Annotated in this window: 11 protein-coding genes, 1 tRNA gene and 2 pseudogenes; 6 read left to right on the plus strand and 8 right to left on the minus strand. The window is 71.8% G+C overall.

The window, feature by feature from the left end:
* Positions 1-2: 2 nt before the first annotated feature.
* The 4 genes from SSOG_RS23065 to SSOG_RS23080 all read right to left on the minus strand — a co-directional run bounded on the left by SSOG_RS23065 (position 3) and on the right by SSOG_RS23080 (position 1,580).
* Positions 3-89 (minus strand) — tRNA-Ser (locus tag SSOG_RS23065).
* 59 nt (positions 90-148) lie between these two features.
* Positions 149-649 carry a tRNA adenosine(34) deaminase TadA gene (tadA, locus tag SSOG_RS23070; protein ID WP_009716653.1) on the minus strand — a complete coding sequence of 167 codons (501 nt, stop codon included), beginning with the start codon at positions 647-649 and terminating at the stop codon, positions 149-151.
* 19 nt (positions 650-668) lie between these two features.
* Positions 669-1,205, minus strand: a complete 537-nt coding sequence (locus SSOG_RS23075; RefSeq protein ID WP_009716654.1) for a tRNA adenosine deaminase-associated protein — start codon at positions 1,203-1,205, stop codon at positions 669-671.
* A 174-nt stretch (positions 1,206-1,379) separates the two neighbouring features.
* Positions 1,380-1,580: a hypothetical protein gene (locus SSOG_RS23080; protein ID WP_078510376.1), complete on the minus strand. Its 201-nt coding sequence runs from the start codon at positions 1,578-1,580 to the stop codon at positions 1,380-1,382.
* A 168-nt stretch (positions 1,581-1,748) separates the two neighbouring features.
* Here SSOG_RS23080 and upp point away from each other — a divergent pair, with 168 nt between their 5' ends.
* Entirely contained in the window at positions 1,749-2,384 is a 636-nt protein-coding gene (gene upp / locus SSOG_RS23085; protein ID WP_009716655.1) for a uracil phosphoribosyltransferase, read from the plus strand.
* A gap of 54 nt (positions 2,385-2,438) precedes the next feature.
* Here upp and SSOG_RS23090 read toward each other — a convergent pair whose 3' ends face one another.
* On the minus strand, positions 2,439-3,110 hold the full coding sequence (locus SSOG_RS23090) for a LytR C-terminal domain-containing protein (protein WP_039938441.1): 672 nt from the start codon (positions 3,108-3,110) through the stop codon (positions 2,439-2,441).
* Positions 3,111-3,224: 114 nt separating this feature from the next.
* On the minus strand, positions 3,225-3,521 hold the full coding sequence (locus SSOG_RS23095; RefSeq protein WP_009716657.1) for a type II toxin-antitoxin system VapB family antitoxin: 297 nt from the start codon (positions 3,519-3,521) through the stop codon (positions 3,225-3,227).
* Between the two features lie 402 nt (positions 3,522-3,923).
* Between SSOG_RS23095 and SSOG_RS23100 the strand changes: the two are divergent.
* A pseudogene (locus SSOG_RS23100) lies at positions 3,924-5,400 on the plus strand (SDR family oxidoreductase).
* Positions 5,401-5,630: 230 nt separating this feature from the next.
* On the opposite strand, the gene SSOG_RS23105 reads toward SSOG_RS23100, so the two are convergent.
* Positions 5,631-6,878 carry a cytochrome P450 gene (locus SSOG_RS23105; RefSeq protein ID WP_009716659.1) on the minus strand — a complete coding sequence of 416 codons (1,248 nt, stop codon included), beginning with the start codon at positions 6,876-6,878 and terminating at the stop codon, positions 5,631-5,633.
* A 142-nt stretch (positions 6,879-7,020) separates the two neighbouring features.
* A pseudogene (locus SSOG_RS23110) lies at positions 7,021-8,681 on the minus strand (nuclease/transposase family protein).
* Between the two features lie 462 nt (positions 8,682-9,143).
* Between SSOG_RS23110 and SSOG_RS23115 the strand changes: the two are divergent.
* The 4 genes from SSOG_RS23115 to SSOG_RS53825 form a co-directional block, all read left to right on the plus strand.
* Positions 9,144-10,415, plus strand: coding sequence for an acyltransferase family protein (locus tag SSOG_RS23115; RefSeq protein ID WP_009716661.1), 1,272 nt, complete (start codon positions 9,144-9,146; stop codon positions 10,413-10,415).
* Between the two features lie 198 nt (positions 10,416-10,613).
* Positions 10,614-12,872, plus strand: coding sequence for a terpene synthase family protein (locus tag SSOG_RS23120; RefSeq protein ID WP_009716662.1), 2,259 nt, complete (start codon positions 10,614-10,616; stop codon positions 12,870-12,872).
* A 134-nt stretch (positions 12,873-13,006) separates the two neighbouring features.
* The gene (locus tag SSOG_RS23125; protein ID WP_009716663.1) at positions 13,007-13,243 is read left to right on the plus strand and encodes a hypothetical protein; all 237 of its coding nucleotides are present in this window, start codon (positions 13,007-13,009) and stop codon (positions 13,241-13,243) included.
* Positions 13,240-14,759, plus strand: a 1,520-nt coding sequence (locus SSOG_RS53825; RefSeq protein ID WP_063631590.1) for a sodium:solute symporter family protein, incomplete at its 3' end; no start/stop codon positions are given. The genes SSOG_RS23125 and SSOG_RS53825, both read left to right, overlap by 4 nt.

The following is a 14,759-nucleotide window of genomic DNA, read 5'->3' on the forward strand; positions in this document are numbered from 1 at the left end:
AGCGGTAGCGGTGGGATTTGAACCCACGGAGGAGTTGCCCCCTCACGCGCTTTCGAGGCGCGCTCCTTCGGCCGCTCGGACACGCTACCGAGGCAGAGCCTAGCGGACGAAGGGCCGAGATCCGAAATCGGTTCCGGGCGGGGGTCGGTCAGGGGGTGCGGAAGAAGGCGGTGAGGGGGGCCGCGCATTCGTCGGGGAGGACGTCGTGGATGACCTCGGGGCGGTGGTTGAGGCGGCGGTCGCGGACGATGTCCCAGAGGGAGCCGACGGCGCCCGCCTTCTCGTCGATCGCGCCGTAGACGACGCGGTCGAGCCGGGACAGCACGATGGCGCCCGCGCACATGGCGCACGGCTCCAGGGTCACCACCAGGGTGCACCCGGTGAGCCGCCAGCCGCCGAGGCGGCGGGCCGCGGCGCGGAGGGCGAGGACCTCGGCGTGGGCCGTGGGGTCGCCGTGGGCCTCGCGCTCGTTGCGGCCGCGGCCGAGCACCGTGCCGTCCGGGCCCAGCACGACGGCGCCGACCGGGACGTCTCCCGTCTCGGGTGCCCGTACGGCCTCCTCCAGCGCGAGGCGCATCGGGGCGCGCCAGGGGTCACGCAGGGGGTCGGGGTCGGGTCCGGGCAGGATGCCGGTCAGCGGATCGGTCATGTCACCAGTGTGGCGGCGGTCAGCGCACCGCCTCCAGGCCCTCCATGCTGCATCCCAGCATGTCCGCGATCGATTCGAGCGCGTCCCCGTCGAGGGACTTCAGTTCCTTCTCCTCCATGCCCAGGTCGGTCAGGATGTCGCCGTCCCCGAGGGGGCCCACCGGGACGGGTGCGTCGGGGTCGGCGTCGTCGTCCTGGTCGGGCTCGCCGTCCTCGGTGCCGTCCAGGTCGACGAGGCTGTCCAGGTCGTCGTCGGGGTCCCGGCCGAGCAGCTCGTCGGTGAGCATCGAGCCGTATGAGGTGCGGGCGGCCGCGGCCGCGTCCGATACGTAGATGTGCGGGTCCTCCTCGCCGTCCACGCGGACGACGCCGAACCACGCGTCTTCGTGCTCGATGAAGGCCAGAACCGTGTCGTCGTCCTTGGCGGCCCCACGAGCCAGATCGATCAAATCGGTCAGAGTCTCCACGTCATCGAGCTCTGTGTCGCTCGCTTCCCACCCTTCTGCGGTGCGCGCGAGCAATGCGGCGAAGTACACCGTGACTCTCCCACTGGTCATAGGCGTGCCGGGGCGGGCGGGACAGTGTCCCGCCCCAATCGGAATCGTGGCAGAAACCATCGCTTCGCGAGAGGTCTTCCGCGCTGCGTCGTGCACCAGTCCAAAGAGATGTGGCTCACGTGAAACGAAACGGACCGACCTGATCGCTCCATCGGCGGTGCGCCGGGTTCGGGTTCACCAGCGGAACGTGCGCAGATGTATCGCCTCGCGCATGCGGGCGGCGCGGGTCAGCCGCGGCCGTACGCGGTCGCGCACCTGCCGGGCCTCGTTCAGCGCGCGCAGGAAGCTTTCGCGTCGTCGGCGGCGGTCCGCGGCACTCTCGCGTGCGGACACGGCGCCCATCGTCCTGCCGGTGGGCATGTCGGTGTCGGTCATGGCCTCACCCCTCGGGCCGAGGTGTCCGCCCGGACGTGGGGCCCGGGCGCTCCTGCCCACTTTCCCCCGAAACGGCGGTTTGATGCCAGTACAGCGACAGACTGTCGTCGCGCGCCGGAGGGTTACCGGCGGGAGCCGCGACCGGAGGGCTCCGTTAGTGTCGTTGCCATGCGGATCCACGTCGTCGACCACCCGCTGGTGGCGCACAAACTCACCACGCTGCGCGACAAGCGCACCGACTCCCCCACGTTCCGGCGGCTCGCCGACGAGCTGGTGACCCTGCTCGCGTACGAGGCCACTCGCGATGTGCGGACCGAGCAGGTCGACATCGAGACCCCGGTGACGGCGACGACCGGGGTGCGGCTGTCGCATCCGCGCCCCATGGTGGTGCCGATCCTGCGGGCGGGCCTCGGGATGCTCGACGGCATGGTGCGGCTGCTGCCGACGGCCGAGGTGGGCTTCCTCGGGATGATCCGCGACGAGGAGACGCTCCAGGCGTCCACGTACGCCACCCGGATGCCCGACGACCTCTCCGGCCGTCAGGTGTACGTGCTGGACCCGATGCTGGCGACCGGCGGGACGCTCGTCGCGGCGATCCGGGAACTCATAGCGCGCGGCGCGGACGATGTCACCGCGCTGTGTCTGCTGGCGGCGCCCGAGGGCGTCGAGGTGATGGAGCGCGAGCTGGCGGGCGCGCCCGTGACGGTGGTCACCGCGTCCATCGACGAGCGGCTCAACGAGCACGGGTACATCGTGCCGGGGCTCGGCGACGCGGGCGACCGGATGTACGGGACCGCGGGCTAGGCCCGTCCGGTCCCGTTCAACGGGGCGGCGCGGGCCGGGCCCGCCCGGTCCCGTTCAGCAGGGCGAGCCCGACGGGCGGGGCGAGGGCTTGGTCAGCGCGGTGAGCGCCTTGTCGGCGTCCTTCGCCTTGACCAGGTCCTTGAAGGCCGAGCCGATGATCAGGTCGACGTCCTTGCCCCGGCGGGTGTCGTTCTTGGTCGTGGCCCCGGTGAGCTGGGTGGAGAGCACCCGGAAGGTCCCGTCGGCGGAGGCCGGTGCGCCCAGGAGTATCCCCGGGGTCTTGACCTTCTGGTCGTACGCCTTCGGGGCGTTCCCCACGTCCCCGATCTTGAAGCCGCGCTTCTCCAGCTCCTTGGCGGTGTCCTTGGCGAGCCCGGAGCGCTTGGTCGCGTTGTAGACGTTGACGGTGATGTCGGACGGCTTCGGCAGCTTCTTCGCCGCCGTACGGGACGACGAACCGGCGCCCTGGTCGCGGCCCTTGCCGGGCTCGCGCTTGCAGTCCGCGCTGCCGCGCGCCGCGCGCACCGTGTCGCTGCCCTTGCCGCCGCCACCGGAGAAGACGTCGATGAGCTGAAGCGTTCCCCAGCCGACCAGGCCGAGTGCCACGACCGAGCCGAGGGCCGCGAAGACCAGGCGCCGGCGGCTCCGGGGCCGGCGCATGCGCGGGTAGCGGTCGCCCGTGATGCGGTACTTTCCGCCCATGCCAGGAGGGGTCAGCATGCTCATGTGCGCAGCGTAGTGCGGCCTGGTGACGATGCCTACTAAATGATCAATGGTTGGTGTGCAGTCCAACCCGAAAGGGCCAATGCGAAGGCCCGGTCACCCCTCGCCGGGACGGCGTCAGTCGAGCTCCAGGACGCGCGCGTGCAGCACCTGGCGCTGCTGGAGCGCCGCGCGCACCGCGCGGTGCAGCCCGTCCTCCAGATAGAGGTCGCCGTCCCACTTCACGACGTGGGCGAAGAGGTCCCCGTAGAACGTCGAGTCCTCCGCGAGCAGCGTCTCCAGATCGAGCTGCTGCTTCGTCGTGACCAGCTGGTCAAGACGTACCGGGCGTGGGGCGACATCCGCCCACTGGCGGGTACTTTCCCGGCCGTGGTCGGGGTAGGGTCGACCGTTTCCGATGCGCTTGAAGATCACACGGAAAGCCTACCGGGCAAGCGGCTTCCGGCGCAGCCAAGGCGCCGGAGTGCCGGGCCGGGGGCGCGGGGAGGGGCTCCGCGACGCGCTGGCAAAAGGGTGGAATTTTCTCGAAAAGGGACTAGTCGCCCAAGGGGGTCAGGAGTAACCTGAATATCAGCCTGCGGGGCGAGCGAGGGAGCTCGACCGGAGAGGCGCTCAGGACAGAGGACTTTGGTTCTCCGGAACGTCTCGTTGATGGCCGGGCTGAGAGGCCGGAAGGTCGGGGAGACCGGAAGGCGACCTCCACAACCTGATCCGGACAATGCCGGCGAAGGGAGCCCACCTCGCAGGTTTCGTGCTGCCCGGCTGCCTTCCTGTGGCCCGGTTGCGGTTGGTTCCCGCGCGTTCAAGCATGGCCGCATGCGCTGTCTGGTCACCGGGGCCACCGGCTACATCGGCGGCAGGCTCGTCCCCGAGCTGCTGACCGCGGGGCACGCGGTGCGCTGTGTGGTCCGTTCCCCCGGCAAGCTGCGCGATCACCCCTGGGCGGGGCGGGTCGAGACCGTACGCGGCGATGTGACCGACGAGGAGTCCGTCCGGGCGGCCATGGAGGGCGTGGACGTCGCGTACTACCTGGTGCACGCGCTGGGCGGCGGGCCCGGTTTCGAGGAGACCGATCGGCGCGCGGCGCGCGTCTTCGGCGAGCGGGCGCGGGCCGCCGGGGTCCGGCGGATCGTCTACCTCGGCGGGCTGACCCCGGCCGGGGTCCCGGACCGCGATCTCTCTCCCCATCTGCGGTCCCGCGCCGAAGTGGGGCGGGTGCTCCTGGACTCCGGGGTGCCGACCGCGGTGCTCCGGGCCGGTGTGATCATCGGGTCGGGCTCGGCGTCGTTCGAAATGCTGCGCTATCTGACCGAACGGCTACCGGTCATGGTCACCCCCGCGCTGGGTGCGCACCCGCACCCAGCCGATCGCCGTCCGCGATGTGCTCCGGCTGCTGGTCGGCTGCGCCGAGCTGCCGTACGAGGTGAACCGGGCCTTCGACATCGGCGGCCCCGACATCCTCACCTACCGCGACATGATGCTGCGGTACGCGGCCGTCGCCGGGCTGCCCCGGCGCGCCATCGTGCCGGTGCCGGTGCTCACCCCGGGGCTCTCCAGCCTCTGGGTCGGCCTGATCACCCCCGTGCCCGGCGCCCTCGCGCGGCCGCTGGTGGAGTCGCTGCGGCATGAGGTGGTCTGCGCCGAGCGGGACATCAGGCGTTACGTACCCGAGCCGCCGGGCGGCCCCCTCGGCGTCAACCGCGCCCTGGAGCTGGCCCTGCGGCGGATCCGCGAGGCGGACGTGGCCACCCGCTGGTCGTCCGCCGCCACCCCCGGCGCCCCCAGCGACCCGCTGCCCACCGACCCCGACTGGGCGGGCGGCACCCTCTACACCGACCACCGCCGCCGCGCCGTGAACGCCTCCCCGCAGGAGGTGTGGCGGGTCGTGGAGGGCATCGGCGGTGAGAACGGCTGGTACGCGCTCCCCCTCGCCTGGGCGCTGCGCGGCTGGATCGACACCCTGATGGGCGGCGTCGGGCTGCGGCGCGGCCGCCGCGACGCGGCCCGGCTGCGGGTCGGGGACAGCCTCGACTTCTGGCGGGTCGAGGAGGTCCTGCCGCCCCGTCTGCTGCGGCTGCGGGCCGAGATGCGGCTGCCGGGGCTGGCGTGGCTGGAGATGCGGGTGGAACGGGACGCGGACGGCCGTACCGTCTTCCGCCAGCGCGCCGTCTTCCACCCGCACGGACTGGCCGGGCACCTCTACTGGTGGGGCGTCTCGCCGTTCCACGCGCTGGTGTTCGGCGGGATGGCCCGGAAGATCGCCGCCAAGGCCGAGTCGTCTGTGTGCCGTTGACCGGATCGCGGGTGCGCTGTCACCTGCGGCGGGCAGGGCGCGGGGGTCGCTGGGGCGGGTTCCCCAGCCCGCCCCTTCCCGAACCAGGGGCTCCGCCCCTGGACCCCCGGACGGGCCCGCGCGCGCCACACGAGAAGCGGCCATCGGCCACCGTGCCGCAACGGCCCGCCTGGCCGGTCGGGCGCGGCTGATCGCGCCGGCTTTGTGGTCGCCGCGCCGCCGGACACCCCCTAGCGCAGGCCGTCCAGGGTGATGGGGAGGTGGCGGGGGCCGCGGAGGACGGCGTTGCGGCGGTAGGGGGGCGGGTCTTCGCGCAGGCGGGGGTTGTCCAGGCGCTTGGCCAGCGCGGTCAGCGCCAGCTGGGCTTCCAGGCGGGCCAGCGGGGCGCCGAAGCAGCTGTGGATGCCGCTGCCGAAGCCGAGGTGCTGGTTGTCGCGGCGCTGGGGGTCGAAGCGGTCGGGGTCGAGGAAGCGTTGGGGGTCGCGGTTGCCGGAGGCCAGGACGAGCCAGACGGAGGCGCCCTTGGGGATAGTCACCCCGGCGATGTCGATGTCCGACAGCGGGGTGCGCTGGGGCAGCAGCTGGACGGGCGGGTCGTAGCGCAGCAGCTCCTCGACCAGGGGGACGGCCAGATGCGGCTTGGCGCGCAGCCGGGCCAGGACGTCGGGGTTGCGGAGCAGCGCGAGCATGCCGTTGGTGATCAGGTTGACGGTGGTCTCGTGGCCCGCGACCAGCAGCAGCGCGGCCGTGCTCAGCAGCTCCGTATGGCTCATCCCGCCCTCCGGGCCGTGCCCGGCGACCAGGGCGGAGAGCATGTCGTCGCCGGGAGAGCGGCGGCGTTCCTCGATCAGCTCGGAGAGGTAGCGGCCGAGTTCGATGCGCGCCTGCTGGGTGACACGGCGCCGCTCGGCGGCGTCCTGCTCGGGGTCCGGGTCGAGGCTCGCGGCGAGGGTGTCGGCCCAGGTGTGGAAGCGGGGTTCGTCCTCGCGCGGTACGCCCAGCAGCCGGCAGATGACGGTGACCGGGAAGGGGTACGAGAAGTCGTCGACGAGGTCGATGCCGTCCCGGTCCCGGAAGCCGTCGATCAGCTCGTCGACGATGCGGGACAGCTCGCCGCGCATGGCGTGGATCCGCCGCGGGGTGTGCGGCGGGCCGAAGGGGGTCATGGCCAGGCGGCGCAGCCGGTCGTGTTCGGGCGGGTCGAGCTTCAGGAAGGCGGGCGGCAGCCCCGGGTCGTCCTCCTCGGCCTCGGTCTCGGCGTCGTCCGGTTCCCCGGCGGCCCGGGGGTCGAGGTTGCGTGCGTCGGAGCTGATGCGCGGGTCGTGCAGGAGGGCGTGGATCTCCCAGTAGGTGCTGACGATGTACGGGCCGTCCTCCTCGTGCACCACGGGCGTTTTGCGCAGTTCCGCGTAGATCGGGTACGGGTCGGCGCGGTTGGCGTAGTCGGTGATCTTCCGTAGGAGGGGGCCGTGGGCCATGGCGGAGTCCTTCCGGGGATCAGGGCCGCGGATCGGGGCGAGGAACGCGCACTGCGCGTATCCATGGCAGCCGTGGAGATCGCGATTGGCTCGGGTCGCCGGGTCACCGTTCCTCATCAGTGAGCAGGAGTGACTCTTGTGCCTAAACCTGCGTATCTGGCGCATCCCGAACGGTTATGGATGCACTGGTCGCCCGCGTTCGCTCCGCGTCCGGCGGCACGGATCTCGTCCTTGGTCCGGGAAGGCGGGGGCGGGGTCCCTCACGCCGCTGGGCATCCGGTCGAGCCTGGGCGGTCCGACGCCCACGGCGATCTTCCCCAAGCTCTCGGCTTCGCTCGAGCAGGGGAGACCCCGTTGGTCGTCGTGGGGCGGTGTCGTCCGTCGCCGGATCGGGTGTCCGAGGGCGCGTCGCCCGATCGCGATGCTGGCGGCATCGTGCCGGGAAACCTTGCGGTTGCTGGTGGTCAGGGGCTGCTGCCAGTGCTGGGCGCCCCAGCGGGAGGTATAGGCCGGGTCGACCGCGACGATCGCGATGTTCTGCTCGGCGGCCATGGCCACCAGCCGTGCCTTCAGCTTCGCGGTGGGGAAGCGGGAGATGAGGCGGCGGAAGCGCTTGTTGCGGCCGTACTTCTCCCGGCACCGGCCGTCGGTGAAGTCCAGGTCCTCGACGGCGAGCGCCCCCGCCCCGGTGGCCCGGGTGTGGTGCAGCAGCCGGGTCAGGGTATGCCGGATCTGGGCGTCGCGATGCTGGGCCGAACCGCTCAGGCCGTAGGAGAAGCGGCGGGGCTCGCCTACCGGGTTGCCGTGGATGTCCAGGCGCCAGGCGGCCAGGTGATCGTCGTTCATGTCGACGGCGACCACGCCCCGGGCGAGGGCCGCTTCCAGCGGCAGTACGGGTGCAGGGGCGCGTTGCCAGGAGGCGGTCACATACCAGCGGCCCCGGGGCGCATCGTGGTGGATGCGGTAGGCCACTGCCCGGTTGTCCGTGATCCGGTCCCGCCACTCCTCACACCGGTGGTGGAACGCCGCGGTCGCGTCCAGCGCATACCGGCCGTGCGGTGCGTTGACCAGACGGGCCAGCGGGGCGGGGAGTTTGATCGAGAGCTGTCCGGTGGCGGTGATGCGAATCGTCTCGTTGCCCAGGAGTTTGCCGGACTCGCCGTCCGCGGACAGGAACATCCGCGCCGCTCGCCACCGCTCCCGCCACGCCTGCTCGCTCAGTCCGGCTTGGTCCAAGTGGTGGCGCAGGTGCGCGAGCTTCTTCCCGCCACGGGCCACTCGCACGCGGCCCGCGGCCCAGTCCACCTCGACTCCGGCCAGCCGGGCTCGCAGCGCGTGCATGCGGCGAGACTTGGCATGCCACTCGGCCCGCGACCCGTACCCGCGCGGCAGTCCTTCCCGCTTGTCCGCCTTCGCCCCCAGCGGACGCGCCAGCCGCGCCTCCATCGACGCGATCTGCTTGCGCAGCCACGCCATCTCAGCGGCCTGTCCGCGCCGGGCCAAAGCCCACTGATCGTGAGTGGCCTTGGTGATACTGCCTGCCCACCTCGCCGACGAAACCCCCGTCAGCTCCCGCTTCCGCACCGCCCAGCTCTGACCGCCGTGCTCCAGGCCCTGCCGGGAACGCACAGCGAGGTCACCCGCAGCCAGGGTGCCGAGGAACGCCCCCACCTCGGTCAGGACTGCCGCATCGGTCTCCGACACGTGTAACCGGGCACGGATGGCCGTCCCCGCTGGGCCGGGCACCACGAACGGTGCTGCCATCTCCCGCACCCTGTCCACACCCATACTCCCAGTCGGCATCGAAGACCCTCTCGCTGCGTCCAACGACCTCCACTCGCAAAGGTCACGCATTCGAAATACGTACTTCTGTTCCCTTGAAACCGAGGCCCGCACGCAACGTCCCGACCGCCAGGTGTCAGCGCTCACTCGTGCCTGCAAAAGCGCACTCGTACGCAGTCAGGCCGCAGCTGTTCCCTGGGCCCCAGCATGGGCGAGGCGGCAGGGGTCCGCGCGCACAGCCGGGCCAATGGGGCGACGGGCACGATTCCGGTCCCGGTGCGGGGCGGCGCGGGGGCGGGTGCGGGGGCGCAGTGTGCCAGTGGGGGCGGGGGCGAGAACCGTCGTTGCGCAAGAGCTGAGTCATTCCGCCCGTGGCCCCGTGGCCGCCACTACCGTGCGTGGAATGTTCCACTCCGCAGCCCTCTCCTCAACCCCACAAAGAGGCGGGATCGCCGCTGTCGGTTCCATGAGGTGGCGTATGTGATGAACATCTCGTCCTTACGCCGCGCGCAACGCGCCCCCGCCCCCGGGCCCGTCCCCCCACCCGTCTCCTCGTCCGTCCCCCTGCCCGTCCCCTCGTCCTCCGCGGCCCCCAAGCAGCGTGACGCGTTCTTCGACAACGCCAAGTACCTGGCCATCGTGCTGGTCGCGATGGGGCATTCCTGGGAACCGCTGCGGGACGGCAGCAGAGCGGCGTCCGCCCTCTACATGTTCGTCTACGCCTTCCACATGCCGGCGTTCATCCTCATCTCCGGCTACTTCTCGCGGAACTTCGACTTCCGGGCGGATCGGCTGAAGCGCCTGCTCACCGGCGTCGTCGTCCCGTACGTGATCTTCGAGTCCGTGTACAGCCTGCTCAAGGGCTGGGCGGGCGACGACCCCTCGTACCCGATCAGCCTGCTCGACCCCTGGTATCTGACCTGGTTCCTGATCGCGCTCTTCGTGTGGCGGGTCGCCACCCCGGTGTGGCGGATCGTGCGCCATCCGGTGCCGCTCTCGCTCGCGATCGCCGCGCTGGCCTCGTGCTCGCCGGACATCGGCGACGATCTCGACCTCCAGCGTGTGCTCCAGTTCCTGCCCTTCTTCGTGGCGGGGCTGCACATGCGGCCGGAGCACTTCCGGATGGTGCGGCGGCGGGAGGTGCGGATGGTGGCCCTGCCCGTGGCGGCCGCCGCGCTGGTCTTCGCGTACTGGGCGGTGCCGCGCATGAACGCCGGGTGGTTCTACCACCGGGACAGCGCCCAGGAGATGGGGGCGCCGTGGTGGAGCGGCATCGTGATGACGTTCGCCCTCTTCGGCTGCTCCATGGTGCTCACCGCGTGCTTCTTCGCCTGGGTGCCCGGGCGGACGATGTGGTTCACCGCGCTCGGCGCCGGAACGCTGTACGGGTACCTGCTGCACGGCCTGCTCATAAAGGGCTCCCACTTCGCGGGCTGGTACGAACCGTCCTGGCTGCACACCCCGGCGGGCGCGATCGTGGTCACGGTCATCGCCGCGGTGGTGGTGACCGCGCTGTGCTCCCCGCTCGTGCAGCGGATGTTGCGGTTCGCGATGGAGCCGCGGATGGAGTGGGCCTTCCGGTCGGCGTCGGCGTCCGCGTCGTCGGGGTCCGGATCCGAGGCCGGGGCTGCCGCGGCCGCCGCCGGATCGGGGGCCGTCGTGGCCGGATCCGGGCCGGGGGCCGTCGTGGCGCGGTCCGCCGCGATGCCACCCCGGGCTGTCGTCCCGGCCCAGGCCACGAGACCGCCGGGCTAGCGCGCGCCCGACCTGTCGTCTCCGGTCCCGCCGCGGCCGTACCGCCGTGGCGGGGCCGGAAACGATCGCACGTTCATGTGACTAATGGGTCTGTCGGATAGGCGGTCAGGGCCCTGGGTAGGGCCGAGCCGACCCGCCCGCGGGGGCCTGCTTCCGGCCGCGCGGGCAACCGTCGTACGGAGAGGTGCCGGCCCGCCAGTGACACAGCCCTTTCAACTCCCCGACTTCTACATGCCGTACCCGGCGCGGCTGAATCCCCACGTCCAGGAGGCACGGGAGCACTCCACCCGCTGGGCCCGCGAGAGGGGGATGCTCGAAGGCTCCGGGATCTGGGAGCAGGAGGATCTCGACGCCCACGACTACGCCCTGCTGTGCGCCTACACCCACCCCGACTGCTCCGCCGCGGAACTGGCCCTGATCACGGACTGGTACGTGTGGGTGTTCTTCTTCGACGACCACTTCCTGGAGCGGTTCAAGCGCTCGCAGGACCGCGCGGGCGGCAAGGCGTATCTGGACCGGCTGCCGCTGTTCATGCCGATGGATCCGGCGGCGGCCGGGATGCCGGAGCCGGAGAACCCGGTCGAGGCGGGGCTGAAGGACCTGTGGCTGCGGACGGTGCCCGCGATGTCGCCGGACTGGCGGGCCCGGTTCCGGGAGTCCACGGAGAACCTGCTCAACGAGTCGCTCTGGGAGCTGTCCAACATCAACGCGGGGCGGACGCCCAATCCGGTGGAGTACATCGAGATGCGCCGCAAGGTCGGCGGCGCCCCGTGGTCGGCGGGGCTCGTGGAACACGCGGTGGGGGCCGAGGTGCCCGCGGTGATCGCGGAGTCGCGGCCGCTGCGCGTGCTGCGGGACGCGTTCGCGGACGCGGTGCACCTGCGCAACGACCTGTTCTCGTACCAGCGGGAGATCGAGGAGGAGGGCGAGCGGAGCAACGGGGTGCTGGTCCTGGAGACGTTTCTCGGCTGCACCACCCAGCAGGCGGCGGACGCCGTCAACGACCTGCTCACCTCGCGGCTCCAGCAGTTCGAGAACACCACGTTCACCGAACTGGCCCCGCTCTTCGCCGAGCACGGCCTGGACGCGGTGGCCTGCGCGGACGTCATGGCGTACGTCAAGGGGCTCCAGGACTGGCAGTCGGGCGGGCATGAGTGGCACATGCGGTCCAGCCGCTACATGAACGGCGGCGGGGTCGCGGCTGGTGAGCCCGCGTGGTCGCCGTTCTCCGTGAGCGGCCTGGGCGTCGGCGGCGTGAGCGGCCTGGGCGTATCGGCCGCCGACATACGGCTCACCACCGGCCGGGCGGAGCGGGCCCGGGCGCGCGGTTTCAGCCATGTGCCGCATCAGCGGGTCGGCCCGTCCCGGCTGCCGGACTTCTTCATGCCGTTCACCGCCCGGCTCAGCCCGCATCTGGACCGGGCGCGCCGCAATCTGATCGAGTGGTCGCACCGGATGGGCCTCTTCGGGCCCCAGCCCGGCGCCCTCGACTCGTGCGTCTGGGACGAACACCGGCTGCTCGCCGCCGACCTTCCGCTGTGCGCGGCGGGCATCCACCCGGGGGCGTCCCCCGACGAGCTGGATCTGACGTCGGGCTGGCTCACCTGGGGGACCTACGCGGACGACTACTACCCGCAGGTCTTTGGCCGGCGGCGGGACCTCACCGGCGCCAAGGCGTGCAACGAGCGGCTCAAGACGTTCATGCCGGTCGACGCGGGCCCTGCTCCCGTCCCGGCGGGCGGGCTGGAGCGTTCCCTCGCCGACCTGTGGGCGCGTACCGCGGGGCCGATGGAGGAGGGCGCACGCCGGGTGTTCCGCCAGGCCGTCGACGACATGCTGGACAGCTGGCTGTGGGAGCTGGCCAACCAGGCGCAGCACCGGATCCCCGACCCGGTCGACTACGTCGAGATGCGCCGCCACACCTTCGGCTCCGGCCTCACCATGAGCCTGTGCCGGCTCGCGTACGGGAGGCGCGTCCCGCCCGACATCTACGACAGCGGGCCGGTCCGTTCGCTGGAGAGCGCCGCCATGGACTACGCCACCCTGCTCAACGACGTCTTCTCGTACCAGAAGGAGATCGAGTTCGAGGGCGAGGTCCACAACGGCGTCCTGGTCGTGCAGAACTTCTTCGACTGCGACTACCCGACCGGGGTGGCCATCGTGCAGGACCTGATGACCTCCCGGATGCGGCAGTTCCAGCACGTCGCGGCCCATGAGTTCCCGGTCCTGTACGAGGACTTCGGGCTGTCGGCGGAGGGCCGGGCGGTCCTGGAGGGGTATGTGCGCGACCTCCAGAACTGGATGGCCGGGATCCTGACCTGGCACCGGGAGGTCGCCCGGTACCGGGAGGAGGAGCTGCGGTACCAGGCCGGGGCGCCGCGGCTGCTGCGGCAGCTGTTCGGGCCGACGGGGCTGGGGACGTCGGCCGCGCGGCTGCCGGTGGGCGCGGGCCGGTAGGGGGTGTCTTGTCGAGCCCCGCCTTGTCCCCGCGGACAAGGCGGGGCCGCCGTATGTTGGCCGCCGGTGACGATGCCGGACCCAGGGGCGGGTCTGTTGAATGCCGCGCAGTCCCCTCGCGCCCTGGAGGTACCGTGTCGCGGCGCAAACTGCTCGTCCTTCTCCCCGTGGTCCCGGCCCTGGCCCTGCTCGCGTCGGTCTGGCTGCCGTTCGTCAACGCCGAGCGGCTGTGGTTCGGCATGCCCTCGCTGTACGTCTGGGTCGGCGGCTGGGTGCTCATGCTCACCCCGGCGCTGGCCGCCGTCGAGTGGGGGCTGTTCCGGCACGGTGAGCGCGTGGCGGCTGGCGCGGCGGCGGGTGAGGCACAGTGAGCGTCGTCCTCGCCGTATCGCTGCTGGGCATGTGCGCCCTCGCCCTCTGCGGCTTTCTCGGCCGGACCGGGCGCTCCACCGACCTCGCCGAATGGGCCGTCGGACGGCGCAACTTCGGCACCGCCGCCATGTGGTTCCTCCAGGCGGGCGAGGTGTTCACCACCTTCAGCTTCCTCGGGGTCGCGGGGGTCGCGTACAGCGGCGGCAACGCCGCCACGTACGCCGTCGTCTATCTGGCGCTCGCCTTCCTGCTGCTCTACTTCGTCCAGCCGAGGCTGTGGCGGCTGGGCAAGGAAAACGGCTACCTCACCCAGGCCGACTACTTCACCGACCGCTACCGCAGCCCGCTGTTCGGCAAGGTCGTCGCGGTCATCGGGCTGATCTTCCTGCTCCCGTACATCCAGCTCCAGCTCACCGGGCTCGGCATGGTCGTCGGTCTGGTGACCGGCAGTACGGCGTCGGGGCGGCTGAGCATGGTGCTGGCCTCGGTGCTGACGGCGGCCTTCGTGCTGTGGTCCGGTATCCGCGGGCTGAAGAACAGCGCCTACTTCAAGGACGTCCTGACGGTCGGCGTCATGGCCGTGCTCGCCGTCGTCGTCCCGCTGCACTACGTCGGGGGCGGCGTGGGCGAGGTGTTCCGGCGGGTCCATGAGGTGCAGCCGCAGATGCTGACCGTGCACGGCGGGGCGCAGGACCAGGTGTGGTGGACCACCAGCGTGCTGGTCTCGGCGATCGCGGGCGGGATGATGGCGACGCCGCACCACTGGCCGCCGCTGATGGCCGCGGGCAGCCCGCGGGCGATCCGTACGAACAACATCTTCATGCCGCTGTACCAGGTCGCGCTGATGATCCCGATCATGGTCGGGCTCACGGGGGTGGCCGTACGGATCGGCGGGAACGGCGACGGGGTGCTGCTCACCCTCGCCCAGGGCGCGCTGCCGGACTGGGCCACCGGGCTCGTCGTGGTCGCCGCCGCGGCCTCGGCGATGGTTCCGGCCGGGGCGATGTGCATCGGCATCTCCACCCTGGTCGCCCAGAACCTGCTGCCCCCGGGCCGGGAGTCGGCCCGGATGCGGGTCAACCACAGCGTCGTCGTCCTGGCCATCGGCCTGGCCCTCACCCTGGGCATCCTGCGCCCCGGACTCCTGGCCGACCTGCAACTGCTCACGGTGAGCGGCTTCATCCAGCTCGTCCCCGGCCTGCTCGCCGTCCTCGGCGCCCGCCGCCTCCTCACGACACGGGCCGCCCTGGCGGGGCTGGCGGCGGGCGAGGCCGTGGTGACGTGGCTGACGCTGGCCGAGGTGGATGTGCGGCACGTGAACGCCGGGCTGGTGGGCCTGGCGGTGAACGTGGCGGTGGCCCTGCTGGTACACCTGCTGCTTCCCCACCCCACCCCTGCGGGGGCCTCCACCCCCGCCCCGCCCCGGGCCTCCGCCCCGGACACCGGCCCGCGCACTGCCACGGCCACCGCCGCGCCGCGGTCCGACGAATCCCCCCCGCCCCTAAAGGCCCGCGG

Origin of the sequence: Streptomyces himastatinicus ATCC 53653 (assembly GCF_000158915.1) — a bacterium.
In the GTDB taxonomy this organism is placed as follows: Bacteria; Actinomycetota; Actinomycetes; order Streptomycetales; family Streptomycetaceae; genus Streptomyces; species Streptomyces himastatinicus.

Coding starts and splice junctions, on each gene's coding strand:
- tadA (WP_009716653.1), bottom strand. CDS start 649: ATGACCGATCCGCTGACCGGCATCCTGCCCGGACCCGACCCCGACCCC.
- SSOG_RS23075 (WP_009716654.1), bottom strand. CDS start 1,205: ATGACCAGTGGGAGAGTCACGGTGTACTTCGCCGCATTGCTCGCGCGC.
- SSOG_RS23080 (WP_078510376.1), bottom strand. CDS start 1,580: ATGACCGACACCGACATGCCCACCGGCAGGACGATGGGCGCCGTGTCC.
- upp (WP_009716655.1), top strand. CDS start 1,749: ATGCGGATCCACGTCGTCGACCACCCGCTGGTGGCGCACAAACTCACC.
- SSOG_RS23090 (WP_039938441.1), bottom strand. CDS start 3,110: ATGAGCATGCTGACCCCTCCTGGCATGGGCGGAAAGTACCGCATCACG.
- SSOG_RS23105 (WP_009716659.1), bottom strand. CDS start 6,878: ATGGCCCACGGCCCCCTCCTACGGAAGATCACCGACTACGCCAACCGC.
- SSOG_RS23115 (WP_009716661.1), top strand. CDS start 9,144: ATGAACATCTCGTCCTTACGCCGCGCGCAACGCGCCCCCGCCCCCGGG.